Below are 21,382 nucleotides of genomic sequence, written 5' to 3'. Positions count from 1 at the left end.
CACGAACGACCGCTTTTGGCCGATTGCTGACTACCGTGAAGATCGGAAAAAGATTGCTGTTGGCCAGTCATTGACGTTGCAGGTTCAGAGGCGATTCCCTAGGACTGCCGCAGTCGCATAATCGCATCTGTAATGGCTTTTGCATTTGTGTCCAGGGTTTCCATGGCCACGGCTGCATTACCTGCAACAGTCTCTGCGCCATTCTCCGAAAGCCATTTCGTAATCTCTTCTATTGCTGCTCCCAGGGCATGCTGGTTGTGTAGAAGCAATGTCAGAGCATCTGCCGTGGCAATGTTGGAGTTTGAGTTATCTGGCATGGAAGTCGTCCTTGGGGGGCTGGCGAGAAAGTCTAGTTCATCTCGTCGCGGGCGACGCGCCACGCAATCATTCACTGGGGCCTGTTTCTGCACCGGAATAGAGCATCTGTCCCAGATCTGTCCCATATGGCCCTTTTCCAGACGCCAAAAACCACAAACCCCCGACTTTCTCTAGGAAAATCAGGGGTTTGTGTTTACTTAATGTGGCGGTGAAGGAGAGATTCGAACTCTCGATACAATTTCTTGTATACACACTTTCCAGGCGTGCTCCTTAAGCCACTCGGACACTTCACCGTATCTCTTCAAACATGTTCTGTCTGTCGAGGCGCGCTAATGTAGTCGAAAGCTTTTCCGATGGCAAATATTTTTTTCAGAATTTTCATGCGGTTAAGCGATTTGCGAGTTCGGGCGGGTTTCGATGCATGGCAAACCTGCCAATCTTCGGCCGGGTGAATGCTTCTATATAGAGGGCAATGCGCGGTACGTATGGCCGGCTACGCTGGGCGGGCGCGAATTGGCTGACTGGCCGGTCAGTCATGGCGCTTTACCTGACCTACGACGATGGGTAACGTCTGCCCCACTTCAATACAAGGAATAGCGTCATGAGTGAGTTGATTTCCTACCATCTCGAAGACGGTATCGCGACCCTGACCTTGAGCAATGGCAAGGTCAATGCCATCTCGCCGGACGTGATTGCCGCGTTTAATGCTGCGCTGGATCAGGCGGTGACGGATCGTGCGGTGGTGATCATCACCGGTCAGCCAGGCATTCTGTCGGGCGGATATGACTTGAAGGTGATGACGGCCGGCCCTAAAGAAGCCGTGAGCCTGGTGACCGCCGGTTCGACCCTCGCCCGCCGTCTGTTGTCGCACCCTTTCCCGGTGATCGTCGCGTGCCCTGGACATGCAGTGGCCAAGGGCGCGTTCATTCTGCTGTCGGCCGATTACCGGATTGGTGTCGACGGCCCGTTCAGCATTGGCCTGAACGAAGTGCAGATCGGCATGACCATGCACCACGCCGGCATCGAGCTGGCCCGTGATCGTCTGCGCAAGTCGGCGTTCCACCGCTCGGTGATCAACGCCGAGATGTTCGATCCGCAGGGCGCTTTGGATGCTGGCTTCCTCGACAAGGTCGTTTCTGCCGAAGAACTGCAAAGTGCAGCACTGGCCATGGCGCGTCAGTTGAAGAAGATCAACATGACCGCGCACAAGAACACCAAGCTCAAAGTACGCAAGGCCCTGCTGGAGACGCTGGACAACGCGATCATCCTGGATCAGGAACACCTGGTTTAATCCCGAAAGCGCACCAACGAAAAGCCCGACCGCCGAGTCGGGCTTTTTCTTGCCTGATCTGTTTACAGTCCTTCGGCCGCTCTACTCCGCATCTGACGCTATCAGTCTGAAACATGCGCTTAAACATCGCCTATCTCCTACCTCTATAGCGGCAATTGCCGAAAACAGTGCACATCCGTACACTGCGCCACCTTTTGTCCCGGCGGGCCTGTAGATGCTGTATCTGTTTCGCATGTTATTGATGGGTCTGCATTTTGCTGTAGCGGGTGTGCTCGGTGTGGTGCTTGGCTTGTGCCGACCGTTCAATCCGGATAACAGTCGTTTGTGCGCGCGCCTTTATGCCTGGCCGGCGATGTGCATTTTGCGATTGCGAGTGAAGGCCGACGTCGCTGGGCTGACGAACAAGACCCAAAGCTGCGTGGTGATCGCCAACCATCAGTCCAACTACGATCTGTTCGTGCTGGGTAATGTGGTGCCGCACCGCACCGTGTGCATCGGCAAGAAAAGCCTGAAGTGGGTGCCGCTGTTCGGACAGTTGTTCTGGCTGGCCGGCAATGTGCTGATCGACCGTGGCAATGGGCACAAGGCTCGGCAGTCGATGCTCACGACCACCAACACCTTGCGGCACAAGGACACCTCGATCTGGGTGTTCCCGGAAGGCACGCGCAACCAGGGTGAAGAGTTGCTGCCATTCAAGAAAGGCGCGTTCCAGATGGCCATCGCTGCCGGGGTGCCAATCGTGCCCGTGTGCGTCAGCAGCTACATCAACCATATGCGTCTGAACCGCTGGCGCAGCGGCAAGATTCTGATCCGCTCGCTGCCGGCGATTCCTACCGCCGGATTGAGCATGGACGACATGCCGATGCTGATCGCCCAGTGCCGCGAACAGATGCGCGAGTGCATTGAATCGATGGATCGACAGCTGCAAGCAGCCTGAATGAAGCCCGCCTCGTGCGGGCTTCTTTTTGCCGGCGAACTTCGCTGATTTTGCTGACTCTCAAGCTTAAGAGCAGGATAATCTGGTCATTGCCTGTCATTGCCATTTGCCAAGAAGAAGTGAATAAGAATTATGGGTAGAGTCGTTGCGGCTGCGGTCTACAGTGCCGGTAAGAGAGTCACCGATATCACCCTTGATGAGGGCGCCGCCTGGGCTGCAAAACCCGGTCACTTTGTATGGATCGGCCTCGAAGAGCCGAACGCCCAGGAGCTGGCCAACCTGCAACGCCAGTTCGGCCTGCACGAACTGGCGATTGAAGACGCCCTGGATAAACACAGCCGATCGAAGCTGGAAACCTTTGGCGATGCGCTGTTTATCGTCACGTACTCGCCGGTGCGCCATGAGGGCAAACTGGAGTTCATCGAAACCCACATCTTTGCCGGCAAGGGTTACATCATCACCTGCCGTAACGGTCACTCGGCGTCCTACGCCCATGTGCGCCAACGCTGTGAGGCGCGTCCGCTGTTGCTTGAGCACGGCGAAGATTTCGTGCTCTACGCCCTGCTCGATTTCGTCATCGCAAACTATCAGCCAGTGGGCGAAGCGATCCATAGCGAGATCGATGAGCTGGAGCGCAACGTGCTGTGCAGCACGCTCAACGAAAAGGACATTCAGAACCTTCATGGTTTGCGGCGCGACGTGTTGCGCCTGCGCCGTTATGCGGCGCCGATGGTGGAGATCAGCGAAGAGCTGCAGAAGCTGAGCTTCCCGTTCATCGACAAGAACATGCGCCCGTACTTTCGTGATGTGCAGATCCACGTCACGCGACAGATGGAGGACCTGACGACGTTACGTGATATTGCCAGCCAGACCATCGAGATTGGCGTATTGCTGGAAGCGGCCCGTCAAAGCGTGGTGCAGCGCAAGTTTGCCGCCTGGGCGGCGATTCTGGCGTTCCCGACGGCGGTGGCCGGGATCTACGGGATGAACTTTCAGAACATGCCGGAGCTGAGCTGGCACTACGGCTATTTTGTGGTGATGGGGTTTATGACCGTGGGATGTTTCGCGTTATGGGCGAGCTTCAAGCGGTCGGGGTGGCTTTGAAGAATTGTTGTGGCGAGGGAGCTTGCTTCCGCGGGTCGGTCCGCACTCGGGCAAAGCGACCCTGATATCAGCCGCCGCGAGTATTCAGATGGATCGCGATTGCCGGATTACGACCGCTTCGCGGCCGAGCGGGAGCAAGCTCCCTCGCCACAGGTTCCTCGTCGGCATTACACCTTATACGGATTTGGTCTCGGGCTTGTGGGCCACAAACCGCATCATCCACTCGGCAACGGTGGTGCCGTGGTGCTCTTGCGCCAGGCTTTCCATACCTTTCTGATAGACCTGCTCACCAAGGTGTTGCTGACGAATTTCCAGCAACGCCCGCGAGTAATCGTGAATAAACTCCGGGTGGCCCTGGAAGCACAGCACCTGGTCGTTGATGTGATACGCAGCGTACGGGCAAAAATCGCTGGAAGCGATCACCGTGGCATTTTCCGGTAGCGCGGTGACCTGATCCTGGTGGCTGATCAGCAGTGTCAGTTCTTCCCGCACCGGGCTCATCCACGGCGCTTTGGCGGCCAGTTTGTACTTGTGGGTGCCGACACCCCAACCCTGGGTCGCACGCTCGCTTTTGCCACCCAGCAGCAGCGCCAGCAATTGATGGCCAAAGCACACGCCCAGCAGCTTGTCGCCGCGCTCATAGCGCGACATCAGGTAAGTCTTGAGGGTTTGAATCCACGGGTCGGTGCCGAACGAATCAGCCTTGCTGCCGGTCACCAGATAGGCATCGAAACTCAGGTCATCGCTTGGGTATTCGCCCTGCATGACGTTGTAGACAGTGAATTCGGCAGCGATGGGTTGCTGCGAAAACAGACGCTGGAACATCTGCCCGTAACCCTGATATTGATCGACCAGCTCTGGACGCAGGATGTCGGTTTCCAGAATGCAGATGCGTAACGACATAAAAAATACCTGACACGATAGAGGCGATAGTGCACACCCAGAGCCTGCCTCGAAACGCGGGGTCAAGGCAAGCCCGGTGCGCACCGCCAATCCGTCAGAGCGACTCCCTCAGAACAACGCGCCCTTCGCGGCTTTTTCCAGCAACAAAGCCGGCGGTGTAAAGCGCTCGCCGTACTGCTCGGCCAGGTATTGGGCGCGGGCAACAAAATCCTTCACGCCGTATTGGTTGATGAACTGCAACGCCCCGCCGGTCCAGGCGGCGAAACCAATGCCGAAGATCGAACCGATGTTGGCATCGGCCGTCGACAGCAGCACGCCCTCCTCCACACAGCGCACGGTTTCGATGGCCTGCACAAACAGCAAGCGATCGCGTACATCCTGTGGCGATATCTGCCCGTCAGCTTTCTCGAAACGGGTTTTCAGCTCTGGCCACAAATGTTTCTGTCCACCGGCCGGGTATTCGTAGAAACCGCCACCCGCGGCTTTGCCGGGACGCTGGCATTCGTTGAGCAGCAGGTCGATCACGGCAAACGCCGGGTGCGCGGGCAGCGGTTTGCCTTCGGCTTGCAGGTCCTTGGCAGTTTGCTGACGGATATGGCTCATCAGGCTCAGGGAAACTTCGTCAGAGATCGCCAGCGGACCTATCGGCATTCCAGCCTTGCGCGCCTCGGTCTCGATCATCGGTGCCGAGATGCCCTCGCCGAGCATGGCGATACCTTCATTGGTAAACGTGCCGAAGACTCGCGAGGTGAAGAAGCCACGGCTGTCGTTGACCACGATTGGGGTTTTCTTGATTTGCAGGACGAAATCGAAACCACGGGCCAGGGTTTCATCGCTGGTATTGACACCTTTGATGATTTCCACCAGCGGCATTTTGTCGACCGGGCTGAAAAAGTGCAGGCCGATGAATTTCGACTGATCCGGCACGGCGGTCGCCAGGCCACTGATGGGCAAGGTCGAGGTGTTGGAAGCGATGACCGCGTTTGCACCGACGATTTTTTGTGCGGCGGACGAGACCTTGGCTTTCAGCTCGCGGTCTTCAAACACCGCTTCGATGATCAGGTCACAGCCCGCCAGATCGGCATCCTGCTCGGTGGTCTTGATCCGCGCCAGGGTGGCGTCACGCTGCTCCGGGCTGAGCTGGCCACGGGCGACTTTCTTGTCCAGCAGTGCTGCCGAATGGGCCTTGCCCTTCTCGGCTGCCGCCAGGTTGATGTCCTTGAGCACCACGTCGATTCCGGCCACGGCGCTGACATAGGCAATCCCGGCGCCCATCATGCCCGCGCCGAGTACACCGAGTTTTTTCGTCACGTGCGGCGCAAAACCCGCAGGACGCGAGCCGCCAGCGTTGATCTCGTTGAGCTGGAACCAGAAGGTTCCAATCATGTTCTTCGCCACCTGGCCGGTAGTCAGCTCGGTGAAGTAGCGGGTTTCGATCAACTGTGCCGTGTCGAAATCAACCTGAGCGCCCTCAACCGCAGCGCAGAGGATCTTCTCCGGCGCTGGCAGGCAACCCTGGGTTTTGCTGCGCAAAATCGACGGCGCGATGGCCAGCATCTGCGCGACTTTCGGGTTCGACGGTGTGCCGCCGGGAATCTGGTAACCGCTCATATCCCAAGGCTGCTTGACCGTCGGGTTGGCAATAATCCAGGCTCGCGCCTTGGCCAGCAGTTCATCACGATCCGCCGCCAGCTCATCGATCAAACCGGCTTGCAGGGCTTGCTGCGGCCGGACTTTCTTGCCTTCGAGCAGATACGGCAGCGCCTTCTCCAGCCCCAGTAGGCGCACCATGCGCACCACTCCGCCGCCGCCCGGCAGCAGCCCCAGCGTGACTTCCGGCAAACCGATCTGCACCGACGAATTGTCCAGCGCAATGCGGTGATGGCAGGCCAGACAGATTTCCCAACCGCCACCCAGCGCCGCACCATTGATTGCGGCGACTACCGGCTTGCCGAGCGTTTCCAGTGTCCGAAGCTGGGCTTTGAGTGTCAGCACCATGTCGTAGAAGGCTTTGGCTCGAGGCTTGCCGACCTTGATCAACTCATTGAGATCGCCGCCGGCAAAGAAGGTTTTTTTTGCGGAGGTGATGATCACTCCGGCAATCGAATCCTTGTCGGCCACCAGACGCGCAACGCAACCAGCCATGGCCTCGCGGTACACCGCGTTCATGGTGTTGGCGCTCTGGCCCGGCATGTCGATGGTCAGGACGACAATCTGGTCCTGTCCTTTTTCGTAACGGATGGCATCGGTCATGGCAATTTTCCTTGAAGTCGGAGGCTCAGAGGCGTTCGATGATGGTGGCGATGCCCATGCCGCCGCCGACACAGAGGGTCGCCAGGCCGTAGCGCAACTGCCGCACTTCCAGTTCATCGAGCAAGGTGCCGAGAATCGCGCAACCGGTGGCGCCCAGCGGGTGGCCCATGGCGATGGAGCCGCCGTTGACGTTGACCTTGGCCGGATCGATGGCCATGTCCTTGATGAACTTGAGCACCACCGAGGCGAACGCTTCGTTGACCTCGAACAGATCGATGTCCTCGACCCGCAGCCCGGCCCTGGCCAAGGCCTTGCGAGTGGCCGGCGTCGGACCGGTGAGCATGATGGTCGGATCGGTGCTGGTGACCGCCGTGGCGACGATCCGCGCCCGTGGCTGCAAACCCAGTGCCCGACCTTTGGCTTCGGAGCCAATCAACATCAGCGCCGCGCCGTCGACGATCCCCGAGCTGTTTCCGGGCGTGTGAACGTGACTGATTCGCTCCACGTGGCTGTAGACCCGCAACGCGGTAGCGTCGAAACCCATTTGCCCGATCATCTCGAAGCTCGGCTTGAGCTTGCCCAAGCCTTCCAGCGTCGACTCGGCGCGAATGAACTCATCATGATCCAGCAGGACGATGCCGTTCTGATCCTGCACCGGCACCAGGGACTTTTTGAACGAGCCATCCGCCCGTGCCCGCGCCGCCTTCTGTTGAGAGTGCAGTGCGTACGTATCGACGTCTTGACGGCTGAAGCCCTCAATCGTGGCGATCAGGTCGGCGCCCACGCCTTGCGGGGTGAAATGGCAGTGCAGGTTGGTTTGCGGATCCAGCGCCCAGGCACCACCGTCGCTGCCCATCGGCACCCGGGACATGGACTCGACGCCACCAACCACCACCAGGTCCTCAAAGCCGGAACGCACTTTCATCGCCCCAAGATTCACCGCTTCCAGCCCGGATGCGCAAAAGCGGTTGATCTGCACACCCGCAACGCTAACGTCCCAGTCGGCCACCAGCGCCGCGGTTTTGGCGATGTCGGCGCCCTGATCGCCAATCGGCGTGACACAGCCGATCACGATGTCATCAACCTCGCGGGTGTCGAGTTGCGTCCGCTGTTGCAGGGCAGCGAGCAAGCCTGCCAGCAGGTTCACCGGTATGACGCTGTACAAGGCGCCATCAGCCTTGCCACGGCCACGGGGTGTACGTAACGCGTCGAAAATCAAAGCTTGGGTCATGACGTCCTCGTACCGCTGGGCAGGTGAATAGTTGGCGAGTTCTCACCTTAGGCTCAGCAGCGGCGGATTCAATGACCGAAGCGCTCAACGGCCTTGACGGTCACGCTCAGACGAACGGTAGTGAGCTATCGGATAAATCGATTCGGGTCACCGAACTGTCTAGCAAAAGGCCGGCAAAGCTGCTGGCAGTATGCCTCATGCCTTTTTAGAAGCAGGTTGATCTAGGTTGATACGAAATGGATCTAAAGCACAGCCTGCGGGGCCCCTAAGGTAAACCTTACGAGGTCGTCGTCGGGTTTTGCCGAGGCGCCCGTGAGAAAAGCACTACAGCGCTTTGCCGTCATGGAGAAATGCAGGCAAGCATTCGACGCTCAGGAAATAACAAAAAAAGGCAAACAGCCATGTTCAAACATTCGAAAGTGCGTCAAGCCGGGCTCATTTTGTTCGCCACTACGCTGCTACTGATTTTGCCGAACCTTACCAAGGTGATCGGATAATCAAGCGTGGTTGTTGACGACGCCTCACTAAAAAACTGACTCGCTCGCTTTCCGGGCCTGCATGTGTGTGCCAACCTTTACGGCACACCTTCGACAGGATGGCGATCACTTGAAAGCTTTACTTTTGCTTGGGGCCTTGCTGCTCAGCACGCCCTCGTATGCCGCACAGCTGGTGCTCGACCTGGGCACCGGCAGCCGAACCTGGAAAACCGAGGAGTTGCTCAAGCATCCTCAGGCCCAGACGATTCAGATCACCGACGATGTTTCCTACAAAAGGAACATGAGTTATCGCGCGGTGCCGCTGGCGGCGTTGTTGACGGGTATCAAAGCTGACGACCACTTGCAAGCCGTGGCCCTGGACGGTTTCGCTGCCGAACTGGCTGCTGCGCCGTTGCTCAACACGGCAGGCGCACAGGCGTGGCTGGCGATTGAAGACCCGGCCAACCCTTGGCCAGCACTGGCGGAAGGCAAACCCAGCGCCGGACCGTTTTATCTGGTGTGGACCAACCCTCAGGCCGGCCATATCAGCCCTGAGCAATGGCCATTCCAGGTCGCCAGCATCAAACGCCTGGCGGCGGTCGGCGTACGCTTCCCTGCCCTGCTTCCAGACCCGGCACTCGGCGCCAATGACCCGGTGAATCTGGGCTATGCGTTGTTCCAGAAAAACTGCCTGGCGTGTCACCGTCTGAATGGCGCAGGGGACGCGCAGTTTGGTCCGGACCTGAACATTCCTTTCAGCCCTACCGAGTACTTTGGCGCTGAATTCCTCAAGCGCTATATCCGCGATCCGCAAAGCTTGCGCCAATGGCCACAGGCAAAAATGCCGGGGTTCTCGACACAGGTATTGTCGGATGAGGAACTGACGTTGCTGGTGGGGTATTTGAAGCATATGGCGGGGCGTAAGCAGCAGCCCTGATAGCTTGAGAGGTGTGGCGCCTGAGCGGGCCCCATCGCGAGCAGGCTCGCTCCCACATTGGATCTGCGGTGTTCACAAGACCTGTGGGAGCGAGCCTACTCGCGATGCGGTATTCCCGATATTACTGCTGGTGAACCGAGATCACCGGCGTCGGCGCGACGAACACCTTGGCGTGCATCTGCTCCCCGCCACCGCCACGGCGCATGCCGCGTACCGGGCAGGCATCGAGATAGTCGAGGCCCACCGCCAGTTTCAGATGACGCTCGGGTTTGGCCAGTTCATTGGTGACATCGAAGCTGTACCACGCGTCGTCGAGCCAGGCTTCTGCCCAGGCGTGACTGGCCAGGTGTTCGCTGTTTTCGCTGTACAGATAACCCGACACATACCGCGCTGGAATCCCCAGGCTACGCGTACAGGCAAGAAACGCATGGGCGTGATCCTGGCAGACCCCGGCACGCCCGGCGAACGCTTGAGCGGCGCTGGTGTCGACTTCGGTGGAGCCCGGCGTGTAGGTCATGTGCTGGTTGAGGCCATGCATCAAGTCGATCAACGCTGTGCGATCACGCCGTTGGCGACATTGCTTCTCGGCGAATGCGCGTAACGCTTCATCCGCCTCGGTCAGTCGAGTGAAACGCAAGAACGGCAGCGCTGACTGGCTCTCATGCTCGGCCTCACGCAACTCATCGATGTCCACCAGCCCTCGTGCGCCGATGATGATTGCCTCATGCGGCTCGTCCATCGTCAGCACATGCAGGATGTTGCCAAACGGATCGAGTTGCGCACGCACTGGCCGCGGCAGGTCGAGCCGCCAGCTCAGTACGTGCTGACGCTCGCTGTCGTGAGGCGTCAATCGCAAATACTGGATGCTTGCCCGCACCTGATCTTCGTAGTGATAGGTGGTCTCGTGGCTAATGGAAAGTCTCATGCAGCCTCCAGATAGGAACTGTGTATGGCGTTGCCCAACTGGCGCACCAGCGGGATGAACTCGGTCAGCCAGGCGTGCAGGCCTTCGGCGAGGATTTCGTTGATGCCGGTGTATCGCAGCCGCGCATCCACTTCTGCTGCCAGACGTTGCGCAGGACGGCCATTGGTCCCCGGCAGGCTGGCGAGGATCTGGTCGATTTCCTCAGTGCAGGCACGCAGCGAACGCGGTACGTCGGCACGTAGCAGCAACAGCTCGGCGACGTGCCGCGCGCCAGGGGCGTCGCGGTAGATCTCGGTGTACGCCTCGAACGACGACAAGGCCCGCAGCAACGCACTCCACTGGTAATACGCATAGGCCGTACCATCGCTGACCGCCTCGGCCTGATCGCCGGCCATTTCGTAGCGGGCATCGAGCAGGCGCAGCGTGTTGTCGGCCCTTTCAATGAAGGTCCCCAGGCGAATGAAACGGAAGGCATCGTTGCGCATAATGGTGCCGTAGCATGCGCCCCGGAACAGGTGCGAACGTTCTTTGATCCACTCGCAGAAACGGCTCATGCCATAGCGACTGAGGCCCTGTTCGGCGATACCGCGAATTTCCAGCCAGGTCGCGTTGATGTTTTCCCACATGTCGGCGGTGATCCGCCCACGTACTGCATGAGCGCTGACCCGCGCGGCGCCGAGGCAACTGTAGATACTGGCCGGGTTGGCCACATCCAGGGCAAAAAAGTGCAGCAAGCGCTCGGCGTGCAATTGACCGTGGCGCTCCAGGTAATCGTCCAGCGTGCCGGTGATCAGCAAGGGCATCGCCAATTCGTGCAGACCATCGCCGCGGCCATCCTGCGGCATCAATGACAGCGAATAACTGATGTCGAGCATCCGTGCGAGGTTTTCCGCCCGCTCCAGGTAACGCGACATCCAGTACAAATCCGAGGCAGTTCTACTTAACATGGCAGGCTTCCTTCAATCCTCGACCACCCAGGTGTCCTTGGTTCCGCCACCCTGTGACGAATTGACCACCAGGGATCCTTCGCGCAGGGCTACACGGGTAAGGCCACCGGGGACGACCCGGGTTTCGCGGCCTGACAGGACAAACGGACGCAAGTCGATGTGCCGCGGGGCAATGCCGTTTTCGACAAACGTCGGGCAGGTCGACAGGGACAACGTCGGTTGGGCGATATACGCGTGGGGCTTGGCCTTGATGCGTGCGCGGAACGCTTCGATCTCGGCAGCGGTGGCTGCAGGCCCGACCAGCATTCCGTAACCACCGGAACCCTGGGTTTCCTTGACCACCAGTTCAGGCAGGTTCGCCAGCACGTGAGAAAGTTCTGACGGGTTGCGACACTGCCAGGTCGGCACGTTCTTCAGGATCGGCTCTTCGTCCAGGTAGAAACGAATCATGTCGGTCACGAACGGATAAACCGACTTGTCGTCCGCGACACCGGTGCCGATGGCATTTGCCAGCACCACATTGCCGGAGCGATAGGACGACAGCAGTCCTGGAACGCCGAGCATCGAATCCGGATTGAACGCCAACGGATCGAGGAAAGCATCGTCGAGGCGACGGTAGATCACGTCGACGGCTTTCGGACCGTCGGTGGTGCGCATGAACACCTTGTCGTCGCGCACGAACAGGTCCGCGCCTTCCACCAGCTCCACGCCCATCTCCCGCGCCAGAAACGCGTGCTCGAAAAACGCACTGTTGAAGCGCCCGGGAGTCAGTACCACGACACTCGGATTGTCCAGCGGGCTGGAACTTTTCAGCGTGTCGAGCAACAGGTTCGGGTAATGATCGATGGGCGCGATGCGCTGGGCGGCGAACAACTCGGGGAAGAGCCGCATCATCATCTTGCGGTCTTCGAGCATGTAGCTGACGCCACTGGGCGTGCGCAAATTGTCTTCGAGCACGTAGTACGTGCCGTCGCCATCGCGCACCAGATCGACGCCAGAGATGTGCGAATAGATATCGCGATGTAGATCCAGCCCTTGCATGGCGAGCTGGTATTGCTCGTTGGCCAGTACTTGTTCGGCGGGGATGATGCCGGCCTTGATGATGCGCTGCTCGTGGTACAGGTCGGCAAGGAACATGTTCAATGCCTTGACCCGCTGAATACAGCCGCGCTCGACGATCCGCCATTCACTGGCGGGGATGCTGCGGGGAATGGTGTCGAAGGGAATCAGACGCTCTGTCCCCTGCTCATCACCATAGAGCGTGAAGGTTATCCCGGCACGATGAAATAACAGATCGGCCTCGCGTCGCCGTTGTGCCAAAAGCTCGTCAGGCGTTTCAGCTAACCAACGGGCGAACTCCCGATAGTGCGGACGGACCAAGCCGCCAGCGTCGTACATTTCATCAAAATAGGTGCGGATCATGCCGTACTCCTTGTCACCCGGACACCCAGACTTCGCAAGGCCCGTGCCAGCGGCATAAACGCTTAACTATCAATCGGTTGGCTAATCGTCGAAGACACGCCGCACCAATCCTGTGCAGCCAATGCCTCAACCTGTTCGTCCCTCGCTTCATTGCGAAGCAATGCTCATGGTCATTACCGGCATAGCCAGAGTTGGTTTCACGGCCTGTGCGCGGTTGCGATCCTTTGACTTCTCAATGTCCGAAAACGAAAACGGCCAACCCTGAGGTCAGCCGTTGCTGAGTGTTGTCGCTGTTCATAGTGTTATGCGAGTAGCCCTCGTACCTCCTGCTTGACGCCCCATCCTTCGATAATCCCACCCAAAGGCTCGACCACCGCCTCAAAGTCCTGCTCGAAGTCGCCGATGCCGCCATAAGTGGCGTACATCACCTTGCTCAACTCCAGATGCCAGGCACCGTCATCACGCACGCTGACCTGCGCATTCAAGGATTCACCGCGAAAATGCCCTGCCGCCCTGCGTGCCCGCTCCTCATCCGGGAAAATGGCGTAGAACTCGATGGGATGGAACCGTGAAAAGTCAAAACCGCCTTCTTTCATGCGGCGCAGCACACTGCTGCTGATGTCTTCTTGATAGGCTGTGCTCATGAAACGTCCTCCTCAAACTGATGGATAGACTTTCCGTACTCCCTGCGCCCGCAACCGAATGGTGAGGGCGATACGGCAATCAAATTGCCGCCGGGAAACAAGCATGTAGCTGACAAGACCAGACCTTAGCGATCCATTCGCTGATCTCGTTTGCAGAGTAGCCCCAAGTCAGAGTTGCTGCCAAGGCCTGTTTGCGAGTCGCATCAAGTGGTTATGCAATTGGCGTGATACTGAGAATTTCAATGCTGTTCTGATCTTTCAGGCTTTTGACCGTCGGGTCCTCGGTTCGCCCCTCCAGATCATTGAGATCGAGCTCGGCCGGAACAGGGAGGAGTTTTGAGCGAATCAATTGCGCGGCCCGCTCCATCGTGGGTTTTTGTTCGCAATCGAATTGCTCCACGGTCTGCACGCCGTGATCATCTACGAAGGTGACTTCCCACTTTTGCATCGGTGCCTCCTTGGTAAAACCCACAGATGGGCTTACAACATCTCGACCCCGAATACCGGAAAATCGTTCCTCCTGAATCCATCGGTTTGATATGAAAAAGGCCGCCGGTTGGCAGCCTCTTTGCCAAAAGCACGGTATTACTTCTCGGCGCGTGCTTTCAGGGCTTTCAAGGTATTGAAGGGTGCATCGACCACAAACTTGTTGGCCAGCCACGACGGCACGCTACCACCTGGCTCGGTGTGAACCTGATAGGTCACTTCGACCTGGTCTGTACCTTTTGGAACAAACTTCCAGAAGCCTTGAACCTGGGTCACACGAACAAAACCTTTTTCTTCAGGCAGGTAGGTCGGCACACCTTCAAGCTTACGCGTCAGGCTGCCATCGGCGCCCTCGACAGTGGTCACGTGCAATACCGAATCACGCGCGGTCACCGGCCATGGAGTGCTGAACTGAGTGTAGGTCCAGCTTTGATCACCTTCGTGCTTGAGCAACTTCTGCACCTTGCACTCATGAATCCAGGCACACGCGCCGGGCACGTCTTCCTGAAGCGCGCGCAACTTGGCCACGGAGGTCTTCATTACGGTCACACCGCGATAGGCCTTGTACTGAGACCCGGCGACTTCACTCAGGGAAACCTTGATTCCGTCCTCATCCTTGGCAGTTTTCCAGTCTTCAGCCTGGGCTGTCGTGGCCAGCAGAACCGTCAAACCACACAACACAGCGACACGATGCAGCGAACCCATAGTCTTATTCCTTATTGTTGAAGTTCCGTTCGTTGAACACACTACGCCGCGGTCATTTTCTCCCACCAACCGATCAACTTGATGGCTTCTTCCCGGCTGTCGCCGCACACCTCGACATCCGCCTGAAACGCACCACAGACCGCTGGCCGTTCAGGCTTGCCGAAAATACTGCACAGATTATCGACAGACAGTTGCACACAACGTTCTCCCGCGGCTTTGCCATTTGGCATGCCGGGGATGGGTGTGCTGATGGAAGGGGCAATGCAACAGGCGCCACAGCCTTCACGGCAGTTCATGACGACACGCTCCTCGCGACGGGTAATGTGTTGAATAACGTGGACTAGGGTACCCGCTAAAACAGCCGTTTGAAATTGGCCGGATAGAGGTTTTTCGCTCAAACACGCGTGACTGACCAGTCTCCGACAAAGCGTCAGGTGCGCGGGTCACAGATCAATGCAGGTTTTACTGCTTGAACTGAAATTCCAGCGCCGCACCTTCGACTTCCCGGTGCTCTTCTTTGCGCATTTGCAACTGCATTTCGTTGCTGAGCAGGCGACCGTTAAGCTGGAACGGGCTGTCATCCCTGGTTTTTTCACCAAACATGGGCGGCAGTAAAGGAGCATGTTTGACTAGCGGAACGGTGCCAACAGGTTGCAACTGCTTGACCATGTCCGATGGCAGGCTCAAATCCAGCGTGGCCGGTGGCAAGTACGTGGTTCTGACCACTTCACTCGCGGATTTTGATTTTGAAGCAATCGGTGGGCGTTTTTTCGCTGGCGCCGGCTTCTTTACCACTTTGGTTTTTTTGACCGGAGCAGGGTTCTTTGCCGGTGCAACGGGCTTCACTTTTGCTTCAGACGTGCTGACGCGCCCCTTATCCAGAGCGGTCGCAGCCATCGCGCTGCCAGGAATGAAAACACTCAAGAGGCACGCCAACATCAAACCAGCAGGGAAAATCGCTTTCATGAACACTACAGCGCTAACGGCAGAGGGCCATATGCTCGCTTGTTGTAAGGTCCCTGACAAGCTCGCATAACAATCCAGCCCCCGGTGTGCGTCAAAAACCGCCTGCCGTCTCCTGACAAAGTTGAGTGGCCAGCATCCCGAGCGTCATCAGCGCCCGCTCGGCTTCACGATTCCACGGTGTACCGCAGTTCAAGCGAATGCAGTGATTGAATTGCTCGGTGTTACTGAAAATCAGCCCCGGCGCGATGCTGATGCCCTGCTGCAACGCACGTACATGCAGTTCCTGCGTATTGACCCGCCCCGGCAGGCTGACCCACAGAATGAAGCCGCCCGTGGGCCGGGTTATCTGCGTACCCTCAGGAAAGTACTGCTGCACCGCCAACTGGAAGGCGCTGAGGTTCTTGCGATACTCCTGGCGGATGTAGCGCAAATGACGATCGTAGCCACCGTTCTCCAGATAGGCCGCAATCCCCATCTGCGTCACGCTGCACGCCGAATGGGTGCTGAAGGTCTGCAGCCGCTGGATTTCCTGCTGGTACTTGCCGGCAATCATCCAGCCGATGCGCACGCCGGGTGACAGGGTCTTGGAGAAACTTGAGCAATAGATGACCCGATCCAGTCGGTCATAGGCTTTCAGCGATTTGGTGCGGCCTTGCTCGAACATCAATTCGCCGTAAATATCGTCTTCGACAATCTGGATATCGAAGTCCGAAGCCAGACGCAGCAGCTGTTTTTGCCGTTCTTCCGGCATGGTGCCGCCCAACGGGTTGCTCAGGCGCGTGGTCAACACCAACGCCTTGATCGACCATTGGTTGGCAGCCAGTTGCAAGGCTTCCAGGCTCATGCCCGTCGCCGGGTCACTGGGGATCTCGATGACTTTCAAACCCAATAAATCGGCGAGCTGCAACAAGCCGTAGTAGGTCGGCGACTCTGCCGCGATCAGATCGCCGGGACGCGTCAGGACGCGTAACGACATTTGCAGCGCATCGACGCAACCATGGGTGATGACCACTTCCGATGGGTCGACCACTACACCGGCATCTCGCATGCGGATCGCCACCTGGCGACGCAACGGCTCAAACCCCGGGCTGAACATGTAACTGAACGCCCGCGGGCTGTGGAACCGCGTGACCTTGGCCAATTGCTGGTGCAGTGCCCGCACCGGCAGATAGTCGACACTCGGCACCGCCGCGCCCAGCGGGAACACCCCTTCGCGACGCGACTCGACCAACACTTGCTGAATGATACTGCTGCGCGTGACCAGGCCGGGGCGTTCGACACGCGCAATATCCGGCGTCGGCGCGGTGAGTGCCGGGGTCTGGTGGACGTAGTAACCCGACTGCGGGCGTGCGCGAATCAGCCCCTGGTCTTCGAGGTTGGCATACGCCTGTAGCACTGTCGCGTGGCTGACATTGAGCTGCGAGCTCATCTTGCGCACTGAAGGCACGCGCTCGCCGGGCTGATAGACACCACGCCGGATATCCTCAGCCAATTGCTGAGCGATACGTTGATAGAGCAAGAGATTGGTCATGACGCAGCACTCGATTTCACGGGCATTTTATTCTTGTGTGAAACATTACCGGAACAGTTTAGAAGTGTACTGGGACAGTTGCCACAATAGTCGACCGTACAGTGCAGTGACAGCAAAAACTGTACTGTTTTGCGGGTCATTTCGCAGGTATAAAAAAACCCGGCACCGCTGAGGGGCCGGGTTTTCCAGTAACGCTGACCTTAGCGGGCAGCGCCGAGCTGGCCTTTTTCGTCGGAGAACACAATTTCGACCCGACGGTTCTGCGCACGCCCCCGCTCGGAAGCGTTGGCCTCTACCGGGTATTCATCGCCGTAGCCTTCGACCTGAATGCGCTTATCTTCGATCCCCAGATCGATCAGCATGTCCGCCACCGACTGGGCGCGATCACGAGACAGCTTGAGGTTGTCCTGCTTGCCGCCGGTGCTGTCGGCATAACCTTCGATACGCACCACACGTTTGGGGTTGAGCTGCAGGAACTGGACAATTTTCAATACGGTGCGATTTGCCGAGTTTTTCAGCTCGGCTTCACCGGTGTCGAACAGTACATCCCCCAGGGTCATGACCAGACCGCGATCAGTCTGGGTCGTCGCCAGGTTGATGATTTGCTCTTCCAGCCATTTTCCCTGTTGTTGCACGCTGAGCAGTTTGTTCTCGCGCAACGCCAACTGCAGGCGCTGACGCTCCAGCTCAAGCTTGGCCCCACGTTCGTCATTCAGCGCTTGCTCGGTGTGCTGGCGAGCAATTGCGCTGTAACGCTGACTCAGGTAAGCGTAATGCTTAACATCCGGGCCGCTGCCCCAGTAGGTCGACAGGCGATCAGCCCGGGCAAGGGACTCACCCGCACGAATCACGTCCTTGGGCGCGATGCGCAGCACATTCGAATCTTCCTTGACCTTCTGAAAGTCAGCGCTGGCTTGTTGCAAAGCCGCCGCGCTGTGTTGACCTGCGCAGCCGACAAGCCCCGCGCAACCCACCAGCAGCAAACCGCCCAGAATGGTGTTTTTCAGGCTCATTGGGCATCTCCCAGTTGCTTGCGCAGGCGAGTGATGCGGGTGTTGAGCACGTTCAGCTTTTCCTGACTTTTCACTGTCAGAACCTTGGCCTCGGCCAGACGCGCGTCCAGCTCTGCCTGTTCGGCCTGCATGCGCGCATCCTTGAACGCTTGAGTGGTCATGTCGGCCTTAGCCTGAGCGAACTTGCCTTCAGCGAGTTTCAGCTCTGGCACGTCTTCAGTCGTTGCCCCGACAGCGGCAGCCTGCTCCAGGGCCCGTTCGGTCAAACGCAATTGTTCATTCGGCGCCGGATCGGCAGCACAACCCGCCAGAGCCATAACGGCCAGGACAGCGAAAAGAGGTCGAAGAGTCACTAAAAATCCCTACTGTTTTGGAGTGCTGACGGGTTGCTGCAAGTGTGCTTTCCAGCGCTCCAGATTGCGCTGCAGCACGGCCTCCGTCAGGCCGGACGCGGGCAATTCTGTCATCTTTTTCGACAACTGTCCGCGTAACCATGGATCGTTGCAGGCAGAGTTGCGGGAAATGGCGAGGAACAGCCCCGGCCGGTCAATCGGCTGCGGATACGCCTGCACATCGTTGGCCATGCCCAATGTCTGTGCCATGGCCATCCCGGTATAACGTCCGGCGAGCACATAGTCCGCCTCACCCAGTAGCAATTTCTGAAAAGCCTGTGTCAGGTTCGGCAGGCTCATCAAGGTCAATTGCTCTTGTGCGTATGCCTCGAACGGTTGTGTCAAACGAGCCTTTGCCGAGACTGCGCCAACATGCCCGCGCAAATCCTGCACCTCGTTGTAGACCCACGCCGAGCCCTTGCGGGTCCAGACCAGATAGTCGTTTGCCAGCAACGGTGGCTGGATGTAGTCCAGTGATTCGAGTTGATTGTCGATCAGAGGCGCGTCGGCCAGCATGTCGATACGCCCGCTGCGCACTTCATCCAGTGCCTGGGATCGATTGCCGGCGTACAGCAACTCGACCTTGATCCCCAACTCCCCCGCCATCCGCTGCAACAAGTCGGCGCTGGTACCGATCAAGTGTGTCGGGTCTTGCGGGTCTTGCCACAGATACGGTGGTGCATCCGGGCTGCCGGTCACCACCAGACGCTCGCATTTGCCCGCAGCGACTGACTGCAAGGGCAAAGCCGACAGGCTCAGCAGCACCCACAAGCCGCTCCAGCAACGCAGATCCATGGCGTATTTCCCCACACTCAAATCGCAGACAATAAAAAACCCGGCCAAAAGGCCGGGCTCTTTATAAGTCAAGCCGCTGGATTAGACCAGCTTCTCAAACTCGGGGATGGCTTCGAACAAGTCCGCCACCAGGCCGTAATCGGCCACCTGGAAGATCGGAGCTTCTTCGTCCTTGTTGATCGCAACGATCACTTTGGAGTCTTTCATGCCAGCCAGGTGCTGGATCGCGCCGGAGATACCGACGGCGATGTACAGCTGTGGTGCAACGATCTTGCCGGTCTGACCGACCTGCATGTCGTTCGGCACGAAACCTGCGTCGACCGCGGCGCGGGAAGCGCCAACAGCAGCGCCCAGCTTGTCGGCCAGGGCGTACAGGTGCTTGAAGTTGTCGCCGTTCTGCATGCCGCGACCGCCGGAAACGACGATCTTGGCAGCGGTCAGTTCCGGACGATCGGACTTGGCCAGTTCTTCGCCAACGAAGCTGGAAGTGCCAGCGTCGTGAGCAGCCGCAACCGCTTCAACGGCAGCCGAACCACCTTCAGCGGCAACCGGGTCGAAACCGGTAGCACGCACGGTGATGACTTTTACCGACGCGTTGGACTGAACGGTAGCAATGGCGTTACCGGCATAGATTGGGCGCTTGAAGGTGTCAGCGCTTTCAACCGAGATGATCTCGGAGATCTGGTCAACGTCCAGCTGTGCGGCAACGCGCGGCAGGATGTTTTTACCGTTGGAGGTGGCGGCAGCCAGGATATGGCTGTAGCCCTTGCCCAACTCCGCTACCAGCGGAGCAACGTTTTCTGGCAGTTGGTGTGCGTAGGCAGCGTTGTCGGCGACCAGCACTTTGGCCACGCCAGCGATTTTGGCGGCAGCTTCAGCTACAGCGCCAACGCCCTGACCGGCAACCAGCACGTGGATGTCACCACCGATTTTGGCGGCAGCCGCCACGGTGTTCAGCGTGGCCGGGGCCACTGCTTTGTTGTCGTGTTCGGCGATTACCAAGATAGTCATGATCAGATTACCTTCGCTTCGTTTTTCAGTTTCTCGACCAGTTCAGCCACCGACTTGACCTTGATGCCTGCGCTGCGTGCAGCCGGCGCTTCGACTTTCAGGGTTTTGTTGGTAGAGGCGGTGGAAACGCCCAAAGCGTCAGGAGTCAGCACTTCAAGCGGCTTCTTCTTGGCTTTCATGATGTTTGGCAGGGACGCGTAGCGCGGCTCGTTCAAACGCAGGTCGGTGGTGACGATGGCCGGCAGTTTCAGCGAAACCGTCTGTGCACCGCCGTCGATTTCGCGGGTCACGGCAACGTTGTCGCCAGTAACTTCGACTTTCGAAGCGAAGGTGCCCTGACCGTAACCGCTCAGCGCAGCGAGCATCTGGCCAGTCTGGTTGTTGTCGCTGTCGATGGCTTGTTTGCCAAGGATCACCAACGAAGGCTGTTCCTTGTCGACAACAGCCTTGAGCAGCTTGGCAACGGCCAGCGAAGTCAGGTCTTCAGCGGATTCGACGAGGATGGCGCGGTCTGCACCCAGAGCCAGCGCGGTGCGCAGTTGCTCTTGAGCGGTGGACGGGCCGATGGAGACGACGACGATTTCAGTCGCAACACCTTTCTCTTTCAGGCGTACGGCTTCTTCCACTGCGATTTCGCAGAAAGGGTTCATCGACATCTTGACGTTAGCGAGATCGACGCCGGAGTTGTCCGCTTTGACGCGAACCTTGACGTTATAGTCGACCACTCGTTTGACAGCTACAAGAACCTTCATGGATTCCTCGTTACTCTCCGGTGAAAAGAAAGTCGCCTAGGCGAACCTGGCGGTTGATGCTCATCGGGCACAAGGGCACCTCTAAAAACGCCGGCATTTGTACTGGGTGACCCAGCTCACGAAGCGTAATGACCGTTCGTCAGTGGTGACTAACGAGTCATTCTTTGTCGCGACGTGTAAACTTCGCGCCAAACCTGCGCTGCGCGTCACCTTGTACCGCCTTCGCCCTGTCTTTAGAGGTGCTCTTGAAACCAACAGTCAGCCTACGGCGAGCGCAAAACCGACCGTATCTTGACCGGAACACCTATTCCGGTCAATACGCCAAAATGGCCAGTCATAAGCC

22 protein-coding genes and 1 tRNA gene are annotated in these 21,382 nt (G+C 58.3%); 4 read left to right on the top strand and 19 right to left on the bottom strand.

Annotation, left to right across the window (positions count from 1 at the left end; translation table 11 throughout):
- Nucleotides 1–98: 98 nt before the first annotated feature.
- Together AC1DHT_RS08915 and AC1DHT_RS08910 are read right to left on the bottom strand one after the other, a co-directional pair.
- Nucleotides 99–317: a hypothetical protein gene (locus tag AC1DHT_RS08915; RefSeq protein WP_442114706.1), complete on the bottom strand. Its 219-nt coding sequence runs from the start codon at nt 315–317 to the stop codon at nt 99–101.
- A 204-nt stretch (nt 318–521) separates the two neighbouring features.
- Nucleotides 522–611: transfer RNA gene (locus AC1DHT_RS08910), tRNA-Ser, on the bottom strand.
- A 308-nt stretch (nt 612–919) separates the two neighbouring features.
- Here AC1DHT_RS08910 and AC1DHT_RS08905 point away from each other — a divergent pair.
- From AC1DHT_RS08905 to AC1DHT_RS08895, 3 genes are all read left to right on the top strand, one after another.
- Nucleotides 920–1,609: a crotonase/enoyl-CoA hydratase family protein gene (locus AC1DHT_RS08905; protein ID WP_427540378.1), complete on the top strand. Its 690-nt coding sequence runs from the start codon at nt 920–922 to the stop codon at nt 1,607–1,609.
- Nucleotides 1,610–1,823: 214 nt separating this feature from the next.
- Nucleotides 1,824–2,546 carry a 1-acylglycerol-3-phosphate O-acyltransferase gene (locus AC1DHT_RS08900; protein WP_427540381.1) on the top strand — a complete coding sequence of 241 codons (723 nt, stop codon included), beginning with the start codon at nt 1,824–1,826 and terminating at the stop codon, nt 2,544–2,546.
- A gap of 132 nt (nt 2,547–2,678) precedes the next feature.
- Nucleotides 2,679–3,650, top strand: coding sequence for a magnesium and cobalt transport protein CorA (locus AC1DHT_RS08895; RefSeq protein WP_427540384.1), 972 nt, complete (start codon nt 2,679–2,681; stop codon nt 3,648–3,650).
- Between the two features lie 174 nt (nt 3,651–3,824).
- On the opposite strand, the gene AC1DHT_RS08890 is transcribed toward AC1DHT_RS08895, so the two are convergent.
- The 3 genes from AC1DHT_RS08890 to AC1DHT_RS08880 all read right to left on the bottom strand — a co-directional run bounded on the left by AC1DHT_RS08890 (nt 3,825) and on the right by AC1DHT_RS08880 (nt 8,037).
- Nucleotides 3,825–4,553, bottom strand: coding sequence for an amidotransferase (locus AC1DHT_RS08890; RefSeq protein ID WP_427540387.1), 729 nt, complete (start codon nt 4,551–4,553; stop codon nt 3,825–3,827).
- A gap of 108 nt (nt 4,554–4,661) precedes the next feature.
- Nucleotides 4,662–6,806, bottom strand: coding sequence for a 3-hydroxyacyl-CoA dehydrogenase NAD-binding domain-containing protein (locus tag AC1DHT_RS08885; RefSeq protein ID WP_427540390.1), 2,145 nt, complete (start codon nt 6,804–6,806; stop codon nt 4,662–4,664).
- 25 nt (nt 6,807–6,831) lie between these two features.
- The gene (locus tag AC1DHT_RS08880; RefSeq protein WP_427540393.1) at nt 6,832–8,037 is read right to left on the bottom strand and encodes an acetyl-CoA C-acetyltransferase; all 1,206 of its coding nucleotides are present in this window, start codon (nt 8,035–8,037) and stop codon (nt 6,832–6,834) included.
- A gap of 558 nt (nt 8,038–8,595) precedes the next feature.
- Here AC1DHT_RS08880 and AC1DHT_RS08875 point away from each other — a divergent pair.
- Nucleotides 8,596–9,450, top strand: coding sequence for a c-type cytochrome (locus tag AC1DHT_RS08875; RefSeq protein ID WP_427540396.1), 855 nt, complete (start codon nt 8,596–8,598; stop codon nt 9,448–9,450).
- A gap of 121 nt (nt 9,451–9,571) precedes the next feature.
- Here AC1DHT_RS08875 and AC1DHT_RS08870 read toward each other — a convergent pair whose 3' ends face one another.
- From AC1DHT_RS08870 to AC1DHT_RS08805, 14 genes are all read right to left on the bottom strand, one after another.
- On the bottom strand, nt 9,572–10,375 hold the full coding sequence (locus AC1DHT_RS08870; protein ID WP_427540403.1) for a transglutaminase family protein: 804 nt from the start codon (nt 10,373–10,375) through the stop codon (nt 9,572–9,574).
- Nucleotides 10,372–11,322 (bottom strand): alpha-E domain-containing protein, encoded by a 951-nt coding sequence (locus AC1DHT_RS08865; protein WP_427540406.1) that lies wholly within the window; start codon nt 11,320–11,322, stop codon nt 10,372–10,374. The genes AC1DHT_RS08870 and AC1DHT_RS08865 overlap by 4 nt, the downstream gene beginning before the upstream one ends.
- Before the next feature lie 12 nt (nt 11,323–11,334).
- A complete protein-coding gene (locus AC1DHT_RS08860; RefSeq protein WP_427528394.1) occupies nt 11,335–12,744 on the bottom strand; it encodes a circularly permuted type 2 ATP-grasp protein in 1,410 nt (469 codons plus the stop codon).
- A 302-nt stretch (nt 12,745–13,046) separates the two neighbouring features.
- Entirely contained in the window at nt 13,047–13,388 is a 342-nt protein-coding gene (locus AC1DHT_RS08855; RefSeq protein ID WP_019689386.1) for a ribonuclease E inhibitor RraB, read from the bottom strand.
- A gap of 211 nt (nt 13,389–13,599) precedes the next feature.
- Nucleotides 13,600–13,836 (bottom strand): hypothetical protein, encoded by a 237-nt coding sequence (locus AC1DHT_RS08850; protein ID WP_054593316.1) that lies wholly within the window; start codon nt 13,834–13,836, stop codon nt 13,600–13,602.
- Nucleotides 13,837–13,973: 137 nt separating this feature from the next.
- Complete coding sequence (locus AC1DHT_RS08845) at nt 13,974–14,579, bottom strand: START domain-containing protein (RefSeq protein WP_427540409.1); 606 nt, start codon at nt 14,577–14,579, stop codon at nt 13,974–13,976.
- A gap of 41 nt (nt 14,580–14,620) precedes the next feature.
- Nucleotides 14,621–14,875: a YkgJ family cysteine cluster protein gene (locus tag AC1DHT_RS08840; RefSeq protein WP_427540412.1), complete on the bottom strand. Its 255-nt coding sequence runs from the start codon at nt 14,873–14,875 to the stop codon at nt 14,621–14,623.
- A 166-nt stretch (nt 14,876–15,041) separates the two neighbouring features.
- Complete coding sequence (locus tag AC1DHT_RS08835; protein ID WP_427540415.1) at nt 15,042–15,545, bottom strand: translation initiation factor 2; 504 nt, start codon at nt 15,543–15,545, stop codon at nt 15,042–15,044.
- Between the two features lie 91 nt (nt 15,546–15,636).
- Nucleotides 15,637–17,076 (bottom strand): aminotransferase-like domain-containing protein, encoded by a 1,440-nt coding sequence (locus tag AC1DHT_RS08830; RefSeq protein WP_019689381.1) that lies wholly within the window; start codon nt 17,074–17,076, stop codon nt 15,637–15,639.
- Between the two features lie 200 nt (nt 17,077–17,276).
- A complete protein-coding gene (locus AC1DHT_RS08825; protein ID WP_427540418.1) occupies nt 17,277–18,089 on the bottom strand; it encodes an OmpA family protein in 813 nt (270 codons plus the stop codon).
- Nucleotides 18,086–18,442: a DUF4398 domain-containing protein gene (locus tag AC1DHT_RS08820; RefSeq protein WP_427540421.1), complete on the bottom strand. Its 357-nt coding sequence runs from the start codon at nt 18,440–18,442 to the stop codon at nt 18,086–18,088. Before AC1DHT_RS08820 ends, AC1DHT_RS08825 begins: the two co-directional genes overlap by 4 nt.
- A 9-nt stretch (nt 18,443–18,451) precedes the next feature.
- Complete coding sequence (locus tag AC1DHT_RS08815) at nt 18,452–19,276, bottom strand: substrate-binding periplasmic protein (RefSeq protein WP_427540424.1); 825 nt, start codon at nt 19,274–19,276, stop codon at nt 18,452–18,454.
- Between the two features lie 81 nt (nt 19,277–19,357).
- Nucleotides 19,358–20,287, bottom strand: a complete 930-nt coding sequence (locus AC1DHT_RS08810; RefSeq protein ID WP_442114708.1) for an electron transfer flavoprotein subunit alpha/FixB family protein — start codon at nt 20,285–20,287, stop codon at nt 19,358–19,360.
- 2 nt (nt 20,288–20,289) lie between these two features.
- Nucleotides 20,290–21,039, bottom strand: coding sequence for an electron transfer flavoprotein subunit beta/FixA family protein (locus AC1DHT_RS08805; RefSeq protein ID WP_427528408.1), 750 nt, complete (start codon nt 21,037–21,039; stop codon nt 20,290–20,292).
- Nucleotides 21,040–21,382: the final 343 nt, after the last annotated feature.

This window comes from Pseudomonas sp. 05N432 (assembly GCF_056396945.1).
This window is presented reverse-complemented; position numbering and strand designations above follow the sequence as displayed.